Source organism: Pseudomonas sp. 10-1B (genome assembly GCF_000935045.1).
Taxonomy (GTDB): Bacteria; Pseudomonadota; Gammaproteobacteria; order Pseudomonadales; family Pseudomonadaceae; genus Aquipseudomonas.
In genome coordinates, this window is sequence record NZ_JYKS01000035.1 from 55,116 (window position 1) to 71,160 (window position 16,045).

Sequence of the window (16,045 nt, forward strand, 5' to 3'; positions counted from 1 at the left end):
ACAGGGTGGGAGCAACTGTCTTGTATTGCCTGGGCTGGCCTCATCGCCGGCAAGCCGGCTCCCACAGGTGCTGTGCAGGTTTCGGGCTCGCGCTGTACCTGTGGGAGCGGGTTTACCCGCGAAGAGGCCCTCGAGCGCTATACACATCCAATGGCAGCCCTACATGGCTGCCGTTGTCGTTATAATCCCCGCCATTTCGTACACCCCACAGGTTTCATGCTCTTGGACATCATCGACAGCGCCGCCGCCGAAGCCGCGGCCGAAGGCTACTCCCGCATCGCCCTGGGCGTTGAATACAAGGGCGCGCGTTACCGCGGCTGGCAGCGCCAGGCCAGCGGTGTGCCCAGTGTCCAGCAGGCCCTCGAGCAGGCGCTGTCCAAGGTGGCCAACGAGCCCATTTCAGTGATCTGCGCCGGGCGCACCGACGCCGGCGTTCATGGCTGCGGGCAGGTCGTGCATTTCGACACCCGCGCCGTGCGCGACGAGCGCGCCTGGACCATGGGCACCAACTTCAACCTGCCCCACGACATCAGCGTGGTCTGGTCACGGCCGATGCCGGCGGATTTCCATGCCCGCTTCAAGGCCTGCGCCCGGCGTTACCGCTATGTCATCTACAACGACCCCATCCGCCCGGCGCACCTGGCCGAGGAAGTGACCTGGAACCACCGACCGCTGGACGTCGAACGCATGGCCGAAGCCGCGCAGTTCCTGCTCGGTACCCACGATTTCAGCGCCTTCCGTGCCAGCCAGTGCCAGGCCAAGTCGCCAATCAAGCACATTTACCACCTGCGCGTTACCCGCCATGGCCAGATGATCGTGCTGGACGTGCGCGCCACGGCCTTCCTGCACCACATGGTGCGCAACATTGCCGGCGTATTGATGTCCATTGGTGCTGGCGAGCGCCCTGTCACCTGGGCGCGCGAGGTGCTGGAAGGGCGCAACCGCCGCGAGGGCGGGGTCACGGCGCACCCGTACGGGCTTTACCTGGTGCAGGTGGAGTACCCCGAGGCGTTCGCCTTGCCCAAGCGTTACATCGGCCCACACTTTTTGACCGGTTACGAGGCGTTGGCCGACTGACGGACGAAAAGCCATTTGCTAACATCCGGCCTTTCACCGTAACAAGCAGGGTTCGCTGTCCATGAGCAATGTTCGCAGCAAGATCTGCGGGATTACCCGCATCGAAGACGCACTGGCCGCTGCCGAAGCGGGTGCCGATGCCATCGGCTTCGTCTTCTATGCCAACAGCCCGCGGGCCGTGGATGTGCGCCAGGCACGGGCGATCATCGCCGAGCTGCCGCCATTCGTGAGCACGGTCGGGCTGTTCGTCAACGCCTCGCGTTGCGAGCTGAACGAGATCCTCGAAGTGGTTCCGCTGGACCTGCTACAGTTCCACGGCGATGAAACCCCGCAGGACTGCGAAGGCTACCACCGCCCCTGGATCAAGGCCCTGCGCGTGCGCCCGGGCGACGACCTGGAGGCGGCCTGCCAGCTTTACGCCGGTGCCCGGGGCATGTTGCTGGATACCTACGTGCCGGGCGTGCCCGGGGGCACTGGTGAAGCCTTCGACTGGTCGCTGGTGCCGGCACACTTGAGCAAGCCAATCATCCTCGCGGGCGGCTTGTCAGCCGACAACGTCGGCCAGGCCATTGCCCAGGTACGCCCTTACGCGGTGGATGTCAGCGGCGGCGTGGAGCAGGCCAAGGGCATCAAGGACGCGGCGAAGATCGAGGCGTTCATGCGTGCGGTGAAGCAGGCGTGAGTGGATGTGACGGCTGGCGGCGCGCCATCGTCCATAGCTATCGCAGCCCTGCGGGGCGACCGCCTGCACATCCGGCGGTCAATCGACATATCAACGGTGGGGCGGCATGCGGCAAGCCTGGCAGCCGCTCCATCATCGTTTCATAGAGATTTTGAGCTCAAAGGGCAGGGCAGGCCGGCCACGCCGGTCGCCGCCCGCCGATACTGGAGAAAGAAAGCATGAGCAACTGGTTAGTCGACAAACTGATCCCTTCGATCATGCGTTCCGAGGTGAAGAAGAGCTCGGTGCCTGAAGGCCTGTGGCACAAGTGCCCGTCCTGTGAGGCCGTGCTGTATCGTCCGGAGCTGGAAAAGACCCTGGATGTCTGCCCCAAGTGCAACCACCACATGCGCATCGGCGCACGTGCGCGCATCGACATCTTCCTCGACGCCGACGGCCGTGCCGAGCTGGGTGCCGACCTGGAGCCGGTCGACCGCCTGAAGTTCCGTGATGGCAAGAAGTACAAGGACCGCCTGACCGCCGCGCAGAAGCAGACCGGCGAAAAGGACGCGTTGATCTCCATGAGCGGTACCCTGATGGGCATGCCGATCGTGGTCAGTGCCTTCGAGTTCTCGTTCATGGGCGGCTCCATGGGTGCCATCGTCGGCGAGCGCTTCGTGCGCGCGGCCAACTATGCCCTGGAACACCACTGCCCGATGGTCTGCTTCTCTGCCTCGGGTGGTGCGCGCATGCAGGAAGCGCTGATCTCGCTGATGCAGATGGCCAAGACCTCGGCGGTACTGGCACGCCTGCGCGAAGAAGGCATCCCGTTCATCTCGGTACTGACCGACCCGGTCTACGGTGGTGTTTCCGCCAGCCTGGCCATGCTCGGTGACGTCATCGTCGGTGAGCCGAAGGCGCTGATCGGCTTCGCCGGCCCGCGGGTGATCGAGCAGACCGTACGCGAGAAGTTGCCAGAAGGCTTCCAGCGCAGCGAGTTCCTGCTGGAGCACGGCGCCATCGACCTGATCATCTCCCGTGGCGAACTGCGCCCGCGTCTGGCCCGCCTGCTGGCGCAGATGACCGGCCAGGAAACCCCGGAGCAAGCGCGTGAGGCGGCTGCCGTCGCGTGATGAAACAACGATCCCTGGGCGAATGGCTCGCCTACCTAGAGCAGTTGCACCCCTCGGCCATCGACATGGGCCTGGAGCGGTCGCAGCAGGTGCTTGCCCGGTTGGCGCTGGGCAAGCTGGCGCCACGCGTGGTGACGGTGACCGGCACCAACGGCAAGGGCTCTACCTGCGCCTTCGTGGCCTCGCTGCTGCGTGCCCAGGGGCTCAAGGTCGGCGTGTACAGCTCGCCGCACCTGTTGCGTTACAACGAGCGGGTGCTGATCGATGGCCAAGAGGCCAGTGACCAGCGCCTGTGCGAAGCCTTCGCCGCCGTCGAGGCGGCGCGGGGCGATATTTCCCTGACCTACTTCGAGATGGGCACCTTGGCAGCGTTCTGGTTGTTCTACCAGTCGCAACTGGATGCCGTGGTACTGGAAGTGGGTCTTGGTGGCCGCCTGGACACCGTGAACGTAGTGGATGCCGACCTGGCCCTGGTGACCAGCATTGGCGTCGACCATGTCGATTACCTGGGCGATACCCGCGAGTTGGTGGCCTTCGAGAAGGCCGGCATCTTCCGCCAGGGCAAGCCGGCTGTGTGCGGCGACCTCGACCCGCCACAGCCTTTGCTGGACAAGGCGGGCGAGCTGGCGGCACCGTTGTTCCTGCGCGGGCGTGATTTCGACCTGGCTTGCACCGATGCGAGCTGGAGCTGGCAGGGCACCACTGCCGACGGTGTGCGTGTGCAACTGTGCGACCTGCCATTGCTCGACCTGCCCATGGAGAACGCCGCGCTGGCCCTGCAGGCCTACCTGCTGACGGGCCTGCCCTGGGACGCTGGGCAGATTCGCCAGGCGCTACTGGATACCCGCATCACCGGGCGCCTCGACCGGCGCATGCTGAACTGGCAGGGTAAATCGCTGGAACTGCTGCTGGACGTGGGGCACAACCCGCATGCGGCCCAGTACCTGGCCCGGCGCCTGGCGGCCCGGCCGCTGCCAGGGCGGCGCCTGGTGGTGTTCGGCCTGCTCGCCGACAAGGACCTGGACGGTGTTGTCGCGCCGCTGCTGGGCCTGGTCGACGACTGGGCCGTAGCGCCGCTGGACACCCCGCGCAGCCGTCCGGCTGCGGAGCTGGCCACGGCCTTGACGAACCTCGGTGCCGCGGTGAAGTCTTATGCCAGCGTCGACGCCGCCCTTGAAGGGCAGTGCGCGCAGGCGACGGCAGATGACCAGGTCCTGCTGTTCGGTTCGTTTTTCTGTGTTGCCCAGGCACTGGAATGGCTGGAGCGGCACGCCCAGGAGGGTGGAGTAGATGGCAGTGCTGGATAAAGGGATGAAACAGCGCATGGTGGGTGCGTTGGTGCTGGTGGCGCTGGCGGTTATTTTCCTGCCGATGCTGTTCACCCGCGAGGACGAGATGCGCCAGGTGCACGTCGAAGCCCCGCAAGCACCGGCCATGCCAAGCCTGCCGGAAGTGAAGGTGGAACCGGTCGTCGTGCCGGAGCCGCAGGTCATTGCGCAGGAGCCGCAACAGCCTCCGGTGGTGGTCGACGAGTCCACTGCGCCAGCGAGCACGCCCACCCAGCCGATCACGCCGTCGCCGCAGACCCAGGCGCAGGTTCAGCCGGCCAAACCGCAGGCCCCCGCGCCCAAGGTCGAGCCCAAGCCGGCTGCGCCGGTGGCGAAACCGGCCGCACCTGCGGCGCCGTCGAAGATCGACGTCAACGGCCTGCCGGTCAGCTGGTCGATCCAGCTGGCCAGCTTGTCCAACCGTGCCGGTGCCGAAAAACTGCAGCAAACCCTGCGCAGCCAGGGTTACAACGCCTATATCCGCTCGGCCGGTGGCATGAACCGGGTATACGTCGGGCCGCTGATCGAACGCGCCGAGGCCGAGCGCGTGCGTGACGCGGTCAACCGCCAGAACGGCCTCAAGGGCTTTGTGGTGCGGTTCCAGCCTGAGCGCGGTTGATATCGCCGGGGCGGCTTTGCCGCCCATCGCCCTCCCACAGGGACTGCACATGGCTTGAGGCCTATACAGTCCCTGTGGGAGCTGGCTTGCCGGCGATGAAGCAAACACCAATCCACCTGACATTCCGCTTACCCAAGCCCCCACCGCTCTGGTAAAATGCGCCGCCTCAAACGTCTGCAGGCAGCACCGTGGCATTTACCTTGGTCGATTGGGCGATCATCGCGATCATCGCCGTCTCCACACTGATCAGTCTCAAGCGCGGCTTCGTCAAGGAAGCCTTGTCCTTGCTCATCTGGATCATTGCCGGTGCGGTTGCCTGGATGTTCGGCGGTTCGCTCTCGGTGTATCTTGAAAGCTATATCCAGACGCCGTCGATGCGCGTCATCGCCGGCTGCGCCATTCTTTTCGTCGCCACCTTGCTGGTGGGGGCCATGCTCAACTTCCTCATCGGCGAGCTGATCCGCGTGACCGGGCTGTCCGGCACCGATCGTTTCCTGGGCATGGCCTTCGGCGCCGCGCGCGGGGCCTTGCTGGTGGTGGTGGCCATCGGGCTGCTCAGCCTGGGGCCGGTTCAACAAGACACCTGGTGGCAGGAATCACGCCTGATACCACAATTTCTATTGGTCGCCGACTGGTCGAAAAACCTGATCCTGGGTTTCACCGGCCAGTGGATGTCCAGTGGGGCGATCAGCACTCCGGCTGATCTTCCGTTCAAGGAACAGTTGCTCGGGCCAGCCAGGCCCTGAGCGCTATTCACTCAAGTTTCGTCAAAGTAGGGGTTGCGTCGCATGTGTGGCATCGTCGGTATCGTCGGTAAGTCGAACGTCAATCAGGCGCTGTATGACGCGCTTACGGTCCTCCAGCACCGCGGCCAGGACGCTGCCGGTATCGTGACCAGCCATGACGGCCGGTTGTTCCTGCGCAAGGATAATGGCCTGGTGCGCGATGTCTTCCAGCAGCGCCACATGCAGCGCCTGGTCGGCAGCATCGGTATCGGCCATGTGCGCTACCCAACTGCAGGCAGCTCGACCTCGGCCGAGGCCCAGCCGTTCTACGTCAACTCGCCGTACGGCATCACCCTGGCCCACAACGGCAACCTGACCAACGTCGAGCAGTTGGCCAAGGAGATCTACGAGTCCGACCTGCGCCACGTCAACACCAACTCCGACTCGGAAGTGCTGCTGAACGTGTTCGCCCATGAGCTGGCGGTGCGCGGCAAGCTGCAGCCGACCGAAGAAGACGTATTCGCCGCGGTTTCCCACGTGCACAGCCGCTGCGTCGGCGGTTACGCCGTGGTGGCGATGATCACCGGCTACGGCATCGTCGGCTTCCGTGACCCCAACGGCATCCGCCCGGTGGTGTTCGGCCAGCGCCACACCGACGAAGGCGTGGAATACATGATCGCCTCGGAAAGCGTGGCCCTGGACGTGCTCGGTTTCACCCTGATCCGCGACCTGGCACCGGGCGAAGCGGTGTACATCACCGAAGAAGGCCAGCTATACACCAAGCAGTGCGCCGAAGCGCCGAAATTGCAGCCGTGCATCTTCGAACACGTCTACCTGGCCCGCCCGGACTCGATCATGGACGGTGTGTCGGTGTACAAGGCGCGCCTGCGCATGGGCGAGAAGCTGGCCGAGAAAATCCAGCGCGAGCGCCCGGACCACGACATCGACGTGGTCATCCCGATCCCGGACACCAGCCGTACCGCAGCGCTGGAGCTGGCCAACCACCTGGGCGTGAAGTTCCGCGAAGGCTTCGTCAAGAACCGCTACATTGGCCGTACCTTCATCATGCCGGGGCAGGCCGCGCGCAAGAAGTCGGTACGCCAGAAGCTCAACGCCATCGAACTGGAGTTCCGCGGCAAGAACGTGATGCTGGTGGACGACTCGATCGTGCGCGGCACCACTTGCAAGCAGATCATCCAGATGGCCCGCGAAGCTGGCGCCAAGAACGTCTACTTCTGCTCCGCAGCCCCTGCGGTGCGCTACCCCAACGTCTACGGCATCGACATGCCGAGCGCTCACGAACTGATCGCCCACAACCGTACCACCGAGCAGGTGGCCGAGTTGATCGGCGCCGACTGGCTGGTCTACCAGGACCTGCCGGACCTGATCGAATCGGTCGGTGGCGGCAAGATCAAGATCGAGCATTTCGATTGCGCAGTGTTCAACGGTGAATACGTCACCGGCGATATCGACGAAGCCTACCTCGACCGCATCGAACAGGCTCGTAATGACCTGGCCAAGGTCAAGAACCAGGCGGTCAGCGCGATCATCGACCTCTACAACAACTGATTTAGGGAGCGACGGCATGACGGATCAATGGGATGCCGGGCGACTGGACAGTGACCTCGAGGGTGTCGGTTTCGACACCCTGGCGGTGCGCGCCGGTCAGAACCGTACACCGGAGGCCGAGCACAGCGAAGCGCTGTTCCTGACCTCCAGCTATGTATTCCGCACGGCTGCCGATGCGGCCGCACGCTTTGCCGGTGAAACACCGGGCAACGTCTATTCGCGCTACACCAACCCGTCGGTGCGGGCCTTCGAGGAACGCCTGGCGGCCATGGAGGGCGCCGAGCAGGCTGTGGGCACCTCCACCGGCATGGCGGCGATCCTCGCCGTGGTGATGTCGCTGTGCAGCGCCGGTGACCATGTGCTGGTGTCGCAGAGCGTGTTCGGCTCGACCATCAGCCTGTTCGAGAAGTACTTCAAGCGCTTTGGCGTGCAGGTGGACTACGTGCCACTGGTCGACCTCGCTGGCTGGGAAAAGGCCATCAAGGCCAACACCAAGCTGCTGATCGTCGAGTCGCCGTCCAACCCGCTGGCCGAGTTGGTCGATATCACCGCCCTGAGCGAAATCGCCCATGCCCACGGTGCCATGCTGGTGGTGGACAACTGCTTCAGCACTCCAGCGCTGCAGCAGCCGCTGAAGCTGGGGGCCGACATCGTGTTCCACTCGGCCACCAAGTTCATCGACGGCCAGGGCCGCTGCATGGGCGGCGTGGTCGCCGGCCGTGCCGAACAGATGAAGGAAGTGGTGGGCTTCCTGCGTACCGCAGGCCCGACTCTCAGCCCGTTCAACGCCTGGATCTTCACCAAGGGCCTGGAAACCCTGCGCCTGCGCATGCGTGCGCACTGCGAAAGCGCCCAGGTACTGGCTGAATGGCTGGAGCAGCAGGAGGGTGTGGAGAAGGTGCATTACGCCGGCCTGCCGAGCCATCCGCAGCACGAACTGGCCAAGCGCCAGATGAGTGGCTTTGGTGCGGTGGTCAGCTTCGAGGTCAAGGGTGGCAAAGAAGGCGCCTGGCGCTTCATCGACGCCACCCGGGTGATTTCCATCACCACCAACCTGGGTGACAGCAAGACCACCATCGCCCACCCGGCCACCACCTCCCACGGCCGCCTGACGCCGCAGGAGCGTGAAGCTGCCGGTATTCGCGACAGCCTGATCCGCGTTGCCGTGGGCCTTGAAGACGTGGCCGACCTGCAGGCCGACCTGGCGCGCGGGCTGGCCGCATTGTGATCGAGATCAGCGGCGGTATGCCAGGCCATAATGGCCGGGTAGCCTTGGTGACCGGTGCCGCGCGCGGCATCGGCCTGGGCATTGCCGCCTGGCTGATCTGCGAAGGCTGGCAGGTGGTGCTCAGCGACCTTGACCGCCAGCGCGGTGCCAAGGCGGCCAAGGCCTTGGGTGACAACGCCTGGTTCATCACCATGGATGTTGCCGACGAAGCCCAGGTCAGTGCCGGGGTGTCCGAGGTGCTCGGGCAGTTTGGTCGCCTGGACGCGCTGGTGTGCAACGCGGCCATCGCCAACCCGCACAACCAGACCCTGGAAAGCCTGAGCCTGGCGCAATGGAACCGGGTGCTGGCGGTCAACCTCAATGGCCCGATGTTGCTGGCCAAGCACTGTGCGCCGTACTTGCGTGCGCACAATGGGGCGATCGTCAACCTGACCTCCACCCGGGCACGGCAGTCCGAGCCCGACACCGAGGCCTACGCCGCGAGCAAGGGCGGCCTGGTGGCCTTGACCCATGCCCTGGCCATGAGCCTGGGCCCGGAGATCCGCGTCAATGCGGTGAGCCCTGGCTGGATCGATGCCCGTGACCCGTCGCAGCGCCGTGCCGAGCCGTTGACCGAGGCCGACCACGCCCAGCACCCGACGGGCAGGGTAGGGACCGTGGAAGATGTTGCGGCCATGGTCGCCTGGCTGCTGTCGCGCCAGGCGGCGTTCGTCACTGGCCAGGAGTTCGTGGTCGATGGCGGCATGACCCGCAAGATGATCTACACCTGAGCGTAATGCTCTGCCTGTACTGGCCTCTTCGCGGGCATGCCCGCTCCCACAGGTATTTCACACAGTCAGGATCTGTAGAGAACCTGTGGGAGCGGGCGTGCCCGCGAAGGGGCCAGCACAGTACCGGCAGGTAAATCGCTTTTGCTCTTTCTTGAAAAAAATTCAATGGGGCTATTGACTTAGCTCTGTCACCTGCGTAAATTTCGCGGCCTCAGCGAAGCAAACGCAACAAGCAACATCGCGAGGGTGATTAGCTCAGCCGGGAGAGCATCTGCCTTACAAGCAGAGGGTCGGCGGTTCGATCCCGTCATCACCCACCACTTCCTGAGATGTTCCTGGCGCTTGAGGTTTTGCAAAAAGCCGAAAGCCAGAGAGGAACGCACTGCGCAGCGGTAGTTCAGTCGGTTAGAATACCGGCCTGTCACGCCGGGGGTCGCGGGTTCGAGTCCCGTCCGCTGCGCCATTTTTCAGTAACAGATGGGTGCCTGGCACCGGTCTGAAGCCACAAGGCAAATCGCCTTGGGCTGATCCCAGTTTCAATCGGGCGCAAGCCTGAACGATACGCAGCGGTAGTTCAGTCGGTTAGAATACCGGCCTGTCACGCCGGGGGTCGCGGGTTCGAGTCCCGTCCGCTGCGCCATCTTCGTTTCGAGGTCCCTTGAACACCTTGAAGCAAACACAAGAGAAGCGATCATGTCATCGCTTTTTTTGTGCCTGCCCTGAGGCCATCGCGCCGCAAGGGGAGACCCAGGTTTCAATCGGGCGCAAGCCTGAATGATACGCAGCGGTAGTTCAGTCGGTTAGAATACCGGCCTGTCACGCCGGGGGTCGCGGGTTCGAGTCCCGTCCGCTGCGCCATCTTCGCCTCGAGGCCCCTTGAACGCCTCGAAGCCACGAAAAAGCGACCTTCGGGTCGCTTTTTTCGTTTGTGCGTCTTGCAACCCTGCGCGCTGGCGACCAGATTTACACGAACCTGACAGACTCTTCACCGATTGAAGGTTCCTGCGGCCGCATGCGGTGTTGCACAATAGGCACCTTCTTGACTTACCCGGAATTCGCAATGACCAGATCATCCGTCTTTGGTGCGCTCGGGCTGGCCCTGGTGCTGGCGGGCGTGACCGGTTGTTCCTCGAAAAAAACCGCCATCTACGAGCACGAGAACTTCGATGACTCGGGCACCTTCTCGCGCAGTTTCCCGGTGAGCGATGCCGGCTCTTGCGAGGCCGCCCGGCGTGCCTTGCTCAGCCAGGGCTACATCATCACCAACAGCGGCGCCAACCAGGTGATGGGTAACAAGAGCTTCCAGCAGAACAGCGAGAACCACCTGCAGATCAGCTTCAACGTCACCTGCGCGCCGGATGTGAGCGACGAGCAGCGCTCGACCATGTTCGCCCATGCGCTGCAGGACCGCTACACCCTGAAAAAGTCCAACACTTCCGCCAGCCTGGGCGTGGGTGTGCTGGGATCGGTGTCGATGCCAATCGGCTCCAGCGACGACTCGATGGTCAAGGTGGCCAGCGAGACGGTGACGGCGGCGCAGTTCTATGACCGTTATTTCGCATTGGTGGAGAGCTATTTGCCCAAGCCCAAGCCGCAGATGGTGAGCAAGGCCAAGGTCGAGGAGCCGGCGCCCAAGGTGGAAAAGCCGGCGGTTAACCTGGGGCTGCCGGAGCAGGCCGCGGCGGCACCGGAGGCACCGGCTCCGGCTGTTGCGCCTGTGGCTGAAATTGCACCCGCACCGGCAGCCGTTGCCCCGGCCAGTGAGGCAGCAGTGGCGCCGGTGGTGGATGACAGCCAGGGGTCGCAGCCGGTAGCGCCGCCGGCGGAGGCGGCGCCGATTGAGGTACAGCAGGATGCGCAGCCAGCCGAGACCGTGCCCCCATCCCTTTGATGGGTTGCCTGCTCTGGCCCTATCGCCGGCAAGCCAGCTCCCACCTCGACGGCATAGGCCTCAAGCCCTGTGCAGTACCTGTGGGAGCTGGCTTGCCGGCGATGAGGCCAGTCCAGGCAATACATGACAGTTGCTCCCACAGGTTCACCACAGGCTCCGAAAACTGTGCAGTGCCTGTGGGAGCTGGCTTGCCGGCGATAGGGCCAGAGCAGGCAGCACAAATCCTGTGTTACAGACGCTCGGCGATAACTTCCTGAACACCTGCTACGTTTACCACTCATAAGCTTGTCATCATTCCTTCATCCCACCGACTTAGGGTGAAGACGACACCGATAAAGAACATGAGAAAAGAGGACGCAGGGCTATGGATGAATACCAGGAAGAACTACTCGAATTTCAGGCATACGAGCTGGACACCCCGGAGCCGGCCGACGACGCCACCGAGCTTTAACCCGCCCGTCGCTGGCTGCGGCGGAACTCCCCCGGTGTAAGGCCCGTCCAGCGCTTGAATGCGCGCTGGAAGGCCTCGGCCGAAGCGAACCCCAACAGATAGGCAATCTCGCCAAAAGCCAGCTCCGTATCACGGATGTAGGTCTCGGCCAGGTCGCGCCGTGTTTCGTTGAGCAAATCGCGAAAACGCGTGCCTTCCTCGGCCAGTTTGCGGCGCAAGGTCCAGGTCGGCAGTTGCAGCTGCAGTGCCACTTCTTCCAGGTCTGGTTCGAGGCCACCATTGAGCAGCGGGCCCAGCAGGTGAGTGATGCGCTCACCCAGGCTGCGCACCCGTGTGCGCTGGAGCATTTCTGCCTCGCACAGCTGCTGCAGGTGCTGCCACGTGCTCGGGCAATGCCTGGGGTTGGGCAACTGCAGCGTGGCGCGGCTCAGGCGCAGCTGGTTGCCGTCGGCGGCAAACTGCACGGGCGAGCTGCTCAGCGGCTGGTAGCGCGTGGCATAGGCGGGAGCGCTAAATTCGATGTCCAGGCGTTCGGCCTGCACCGGCTTGCCGGCCAGGTCGGCAAGCTGCGCCAGCCAGCCGGCGAGCAGCGAATCGACGACGAAACGGTTGTAGGCGTTGTAAGGGCTGATGGAGTAGAAACGCAGCCATGCGCCCTGGGCATCTTCCTGGAAGCTGGAATGGCCACGGTAGTTTGCCGCGTACAGCGGCTCGAAGCGCAACAGGGTGCGTGCCGCCTCGCCCAGGGTCGGCGCCTGGGCGGCGGTAACGCCCGCCAGGCCGGCATGCGCCAGGCGGCTCAGGCGCCCCATGTGCAGGCCCAGTGCGGGGTCACCGCACAGCTCGATGGCCGCGTGGCCCAAGTGCATGTAGCGGGGGATCGACAAGCGCGCGCCGGCTTCAGCCAGGCGCGCCGCATCCAGGCCATAGCGGCGTAGCAGCGGTTCGGGGTCGTGGCCCTGTTCGCGCAGGGCCTCGGTCAGCGGTTGCACAAAACCTACCGAAAGGTCACCCAGGCGCACACGGGGGCGGGTCATGGGCTTACAGCCACAGGTTCAGCAGGCGGGCGCCTGGGCTGGGAGTACCGGCCAGCAACTCACCCGCCTGGCGGGCAAAGCCCTGGCCGTCGCTGCCCTGTTCCCAGAACTGCCCACGCATGAACACGCTCATGCTGCTGACACCCGCCCCGGCCGCCTCGGTCAAGCGCTGCCAGGCGGCCTGTTCGCTGACTTCACCGCGCTGCACGGGCAGCCCGGAGCTGGCATGCTGGTGGCGATTGCCACGCCATGGCGCTTCCCAGCTGCCCTTGCCGCTCAGGAACACCGGGTTGGCGATCAGTTGTACCGCTTGTTGCGCCAGTTGCTGGTGGTTTTCCGGGTACCAGCTGTCACTGCCCACCAGCACCCCCAGGCGCCCGGCAGGGGTTTGCACTACCTGCAACGGGTGCTGGCGGCCATCGTGGACGTAGCGGCGCATTTCGCTGTCGGGGAACTGTTGGCGCTGGGGTTGGCCCAGCGGTGAGCCATCACTGGCAAACACCACGCTGCTGTTGAACAGCGGGCCGCTGCCGGCATGCAGCACGCCCTGTTTGACGTAGGGTGCAGGCAGCACGATCGAGCCGGCCACCAGGGTGACGCCGAACTCCTTGGCCAGGCCACCGAACAGCAACTGGTAGTCCGCGGCCATCTGCTCGGCCTTCATGCGCAGGTGCGCGTCGGCACGCCAGTCGTCGCCATCGGCGCCGAGCATGGCCAGGCCATAGCGCAGTGGGTTGCTTAGCTCCAGCCATTGCAAGGCCTCGCGGCTTTGCGTGACCTGGTACATCTCGTTCTTTTCACCGCGTGCCCACAGCCAGGTGCCAATATGCTCCGGCAGCACCACCACTGTGCGCGGGCCCACCAGCCCTTGGCTGCGCGCCTGCTCCAGGTAGGCCGCGAGCTTGCGGTGCAGGCGTTGCAGGTTCTGGTAGTCACCCGGGTACAGCAGTGGTTCGACGCCCAGCAGGTTGCCGTGCTCGCCAGGCACGCCGTGGTTGAGGGCCAGCTCGATGCGCAGGTCGGACAGGTAGTGGCCTTCCGGGCGCTGCAGGGTCCAGAAACCGTAGCCACAGAGGGCGGCAAGGATGACCAGCGCCAGGGCGCCAGCAAGCAGTTTTCGCATTGAGCCGTGTCTATTCAGTTGGAACTGTGACAAGGGTACGAGCAAACTGGCGCCGAGCGGAAGGTCAATTGTGCTATTCGCTGCGACCGGGGCCGAGAAACCGGTCCCGGTCGCCGGTTCAGAACTTGCCGCTCAGGCTGACCAGGAAGCTGCGTGGCTCGCCATACAGGTTGCCATAGCCAGTCGAGGACACCGTGCTGTAATAGGTCTTGTCGAACAGGTTGTTGGCGTTCAGAGCCAGCGTCCAGTGCTCGTCCAGGTCATACGCGGCACGTGCCGAGTAGATGGCGTAGCCGCTCTCGACGAACGAGTAGTCCAGCGACTCGCTGCCACCCAATGGCACCACGGTGCCCGATTCGCTGTGCTCGCTCTGGGCGATCACCCCGGCGCCAAGGCTCAGCGCTGGCAGGCGTTGGAAGCGATAATCGGTCCACAGCTTGAACAGGTGGCGGGGGGTATGGGTGCTGAAGCGGGCATCGCCGTCACGCTTGTTCTCGTTGGCGTTGTAGGTGTACCCCAACGCCACCTGCAGCCCCGGCATCACTTCGCCGTTCAGCTCGATTTCGAAACCCTGGCTCAGCTGATATCCATTGCCGACATAGCAGCAGGAAGTGACGGAGCCCCACTGACGTGGATAGTTGGGATCGATCTGGCCCTCGCCCTTTTTCTCGATGCGATACAGGGCGAAGCTGGCCAGCAGCCGGCCATCGGCCAGTTCGCTCTTGATGCCGACTTCGTAGTTGGTGCCGGTCAACGGGTCCAGGGCCTTGCTGCCAGGTGGCGGGCCCTGCAGCAAGGTCGCCTGCGACTTGTAGATCTCGGCGTGGCTGGCATACAGGCTGGTGGTTTCGCTGAGGTCGTAGACGATGCCGTAGTACGGCACGAACTGGCGGTCCTCATCGATGGAGTTCAGCTTCTCGCCGTTGGCGCCGACGTACTCGGTGTCTTCCATGAGCGTGTAGCGGCCACCGATGATCAGCGACAGGTCTTCCACGGGGCGGATACGCAGCGAGGTATAGGCGCCAGCTTTGCGTACATCGGTGCTGGTGTCGGGGAAGTTTTCCGCGGTGGGGAAGTGGCTCGGCAGGGTTGGCGAGAAGATCAGGTCGTCGTAGAGGAAGTTCCAGTAGCTGCCGCCACGGCTCTTGAGCTTGCTGCCATCCACCCCGACGGTCAGGTCGTGGACTTGGCCGAAGGCAGCGAACGAACCTTGCAGGTTCAGGTCCAGGGTGGTGTTGGTGGTACGGAAATCATGTTGGTTGTTCCACCATGAACCGCCGGTGCCGGTGGCCGGGTCGATGGGGTTTTCCAGTTCCACCACGTTCTGCGCGTTGCGGTTGATGTTGTGGCGCACATTGGCCACGGCTTTCCAGTTGTCGCTCAGTTGCTGGTCCAGGCGGGCGAACACCGTAGTGTTCTCGATATCGTTCCAGCTCCATGGTGTGGTCAGGTTGGTGCTGCGAGACAGGCCCAGATCGCTGCCGTCGGAGAAGCGCCCCAGGGTGTTGCGCACGCCATTGAGGTCGTCACGCTGGTGGCTGGCTCCGAAGAACAGCAGGGTGTCGTCGCTGGCATCGAGTTCGAACGAAACATAGTTGAGGTTGCGTTTCTTGTGGTCGTAGTCGACGAAGTTGTGCTTGTCCTCCAGCACACCCACATAGCGCCCGCGCAGGCGCCCGTCCATCGCCAGGGGGCCGGTCACATCGAATTCGCCGCGGTAGTTGTCCCAGCTACCGGCCGAGGTCAGGGTCTTGACCTGCGGCTGTGCCAGTGGGCGCTTGTAGCTGAAATTGATGACGCCGCCCGGTTCACCTGCGCCGTACAGGCCATCGGCACCCCGTAGCAGGCCGACGCTGTCGAACTGTGCAAGGTCTTCGTAACGGCTGCTGTCGAGCATGCTCGAGGTGGCGCCGCCTTCGTAGCGCACATCGTTGATTTCGAAGCCGCGTGACACATAGGTGTTCTTGGCCCACGCCTCCTTGCGGGTGACGCCGGTCATCTGGTTCATCACCTGGTCCATGTTGCGCAATTGCTGGTCCTGCAGGCGCTGGTCGGTGATAACGGTCACCGACTGGGGGATCTCGCGCAGTTTCTGCGGGCCTTTGCCGCCCATGGTGGTGGTGCCCGGCGCGTAGCTGCCGGTGTTTTCCGTATTGGCGCCCAGCCATTGGCTTTCAATGTTGGTGGCGGACAGTTCCAGTGCGGGTGAGACTTGCTTGCCGCCTTCCTTGGCAGCCTCCTGTGTCGTCAGGTCCAGCGTTTCGGCGCGCAGGGCGCTAGTGGGCAATGCCGCGGCGACGCCGAGGCACAGGTGCAGCGACAGGGGAGACAGCCGGGTGAGACGGGCTTTGACCATGAAAACGGCATCCAAGTGGTAATTATTTTCGGATGCGAATTATTTACAATTGGTTGTGGTTTTCAATACACAAGATG

General features: G+C 64.0%; 13 protein-coding genes and 4 tRNA genes. 14 read left to right on the forward strand and 3 right to left on the reverse strand.

Annotated features, from left to right (window positions below; all coding sequences use genetic code 11):
• Positions 1-216 precede the first annotated feature (216 nt).
• The 14 genes from truA to TZ03_RS19430 all read left to right on the forward strand — a co-directional run bounded on the left by truA (position 217) and on the right by TZ03_RS19430 (position 11,001).
• Entirely contained in the window at positions 217-1,077 is an 861-nt protein-coding gene (truA, locus tag TZ03_RS19365; protein ID WP_051099792.1) for a tRNA pseudouridine(38-40) synthase TruA, read from the forward strand.
• Between the two features lie 61 nt (positions 1,078-1,138).
• The gene (locus TZ03_RS19370; RefSeq protein ID WP_051099793.1) at positions 1,139-1,759 is read left to right on the forward strand and encodes a phosphoribosylanthranilate isomerase; all 621 of its coding nucleotides are present in this window, start codon (positions 1,139-1,141) and stop codon (positions 1,757-1,759) included.
• Positions 1,760-1,977: 218 nt separating this feature from the next.
• Complete coding sequence (gene accD / locus TZ03_RS19375; RefSeq protein WP_051099794.1) at positions 1,978-2,871, forward strand: acetyl-CoA carboxylase, carboxyltransferase subunit beta; 894 nt, start codon at positions 1,978-1,980, stop codon at positions 2,869-2,871.
• A complete protein-coding gene (gene folC, locus TZ03_RS19380) occupies positions 2,871-4,178 on the forward strand; it encodes a bifunctional tetrahydrofolate synthase/dihydrofolate synthase (protein WP_051099795.1) in 1,308 nt (435 codons plus the stop codon). The genes accD and folC overlap by 1 nt, the downstream gene beginning before the upstream one ends.
• On the forward strand, positions 4,162-4,818 hold the full coding sequence (locus tag TZ03_RS19385; RefSeq protein WP_051099796.1) for an SPOR domain-containing protein: 657 nt from the start codon (positions 4,162-4,164) through the stop codon (positions 4,816-4,818). Before folC ends, TZ03_RS19385 begins: the two co-directional genes overlap by 17 nt.
• Before the next feature lie 188 nt (positions 4,819-5,006).
• Positions 5,007-5,564 (forward strand): CvpA family protein, encoded by a 558-nt coding sequence (locus tag TZ03_RS19390; RefSeq protein WP_051099797.1) that lies wholly within the window; start codon positions 5,007-5,009, stop codon positions 5,562-5,564.
• Positions 5,565-5,606: 42 nt separating this feature from the next.
• Positions 5,607-7,112, forward strand: a complete 1,506-nt coding sequence (gene purF, locus TZ03_RS19395) for an amidophosphoribosyltransferase (RefSeq protein ID WP_051099798.1) — start codon at positions 5,607-5,609, stop codon at positions 7,110-7,112.
• Positions 7,113-7,128: 16 nt separating this feature from the next.
• Positions 7,129-8,340: an O-succinylhomoserine sulfhydrylase gene (locus tag TZ03_RS19400; RefSeq protein WP_025338247.1), complete on the forward strand. Its 1,212-nt coding sequence runs from the start codon at positions 7,129-7,131 to the stop codon at positions 8,338-8,340.
• A gap of 17 nt (positions 8,341-8,357) precedes the next feature.
• A complete protein-coding gene (locus TZ03_RS19405) occupies positions 8,358-9,110 on the forward strand; it encodes an SDR family oxidoreductase (protein WP_177328489.1) in 753 nt (250 codons plus the stop codon).
• A 244-nt stretch (positions 9,111-9,354) separates the two neighbouring features.
• Positions 9,355-9,430 (forward strand) — tRNA-Val (locus TZ03_RS19410).
• A 66-nt stretch (positions 9,431-9,496) separates the two neighbouring features.
• Positions 9,497-9,573 (forward strand) — tRNA-Asp (locus TZ03_RS19415).
• Positions 9,574-9,673: 100 nt separating this feature from the next.
• Positions 9,674-9,750, forward strand: a tRNA-Asp gene (locus tag TZ03_RS19420).
• A gap of 141 nt (positions 9,751-9,891) precedes the next feature.
• Positions 9,892-9,968, forward strand: a tRNA-Asp gene (locus TZ03_RS19425).
• A gap of 202 nt (positions 9,969-10,170) precedes the next feature.
• Entirely contained in the window at positions 10,171-11,001 is an 831-nt protein-coding gene (locus tag TZ03_RS19430) for a DUF2242 domain-containing protein (RefSeq protein WP_051099800.1), read from the forward strand.
• 447 nt (positions 11,002-11,448) lie between these two features.
• On the opposite strand, the gene TZ03_RS19435 is transcribed toward TZ03_RS19430, so the two are convergent.
• From TZ03_RS19435 to TZ03_RS19445, 3 genes are all read right to left on the reverse strand, one after another.
• Positions 11,449-12,489 (reverse strand): AraC family transcriptional regulator, encoded by a 1,041-nt coding sequence (locus TZ03_RS19435; RefSeq protein WP_051099801.1) that lies wholly within the window; start codon positions 12,487-12,489, stop codon positions 11,449-11,451.
• Between the two features lie 4 nt (positions 12,490-12,493).
• Positions 12,494-13,612, reverse strand: coding sequence for a nitrilase-related carbon-nitrogen hydrolase (locus TZ03_RS19440; protein ID WP_051099802.1), 1,119 nt, complete (start codon positions 13,610-13,612; stop codon positions 12,494-12,496).
• A 118-nt stretch (positions 13,613-13,730) separates the two neighbouring features.
• Complete coding sequence (locus TZ03_RS19445; protein WP_053388452.1) at positions 13,731-15,968, reverse strand: TonB-dependent siderophore receptor; 2,238 nt, start codon at positions 15,966-15,968, stop codon at positions 13,731-13,733.
• Positions 15,969-16,045 lie beyond the last annotated feature (77 nt).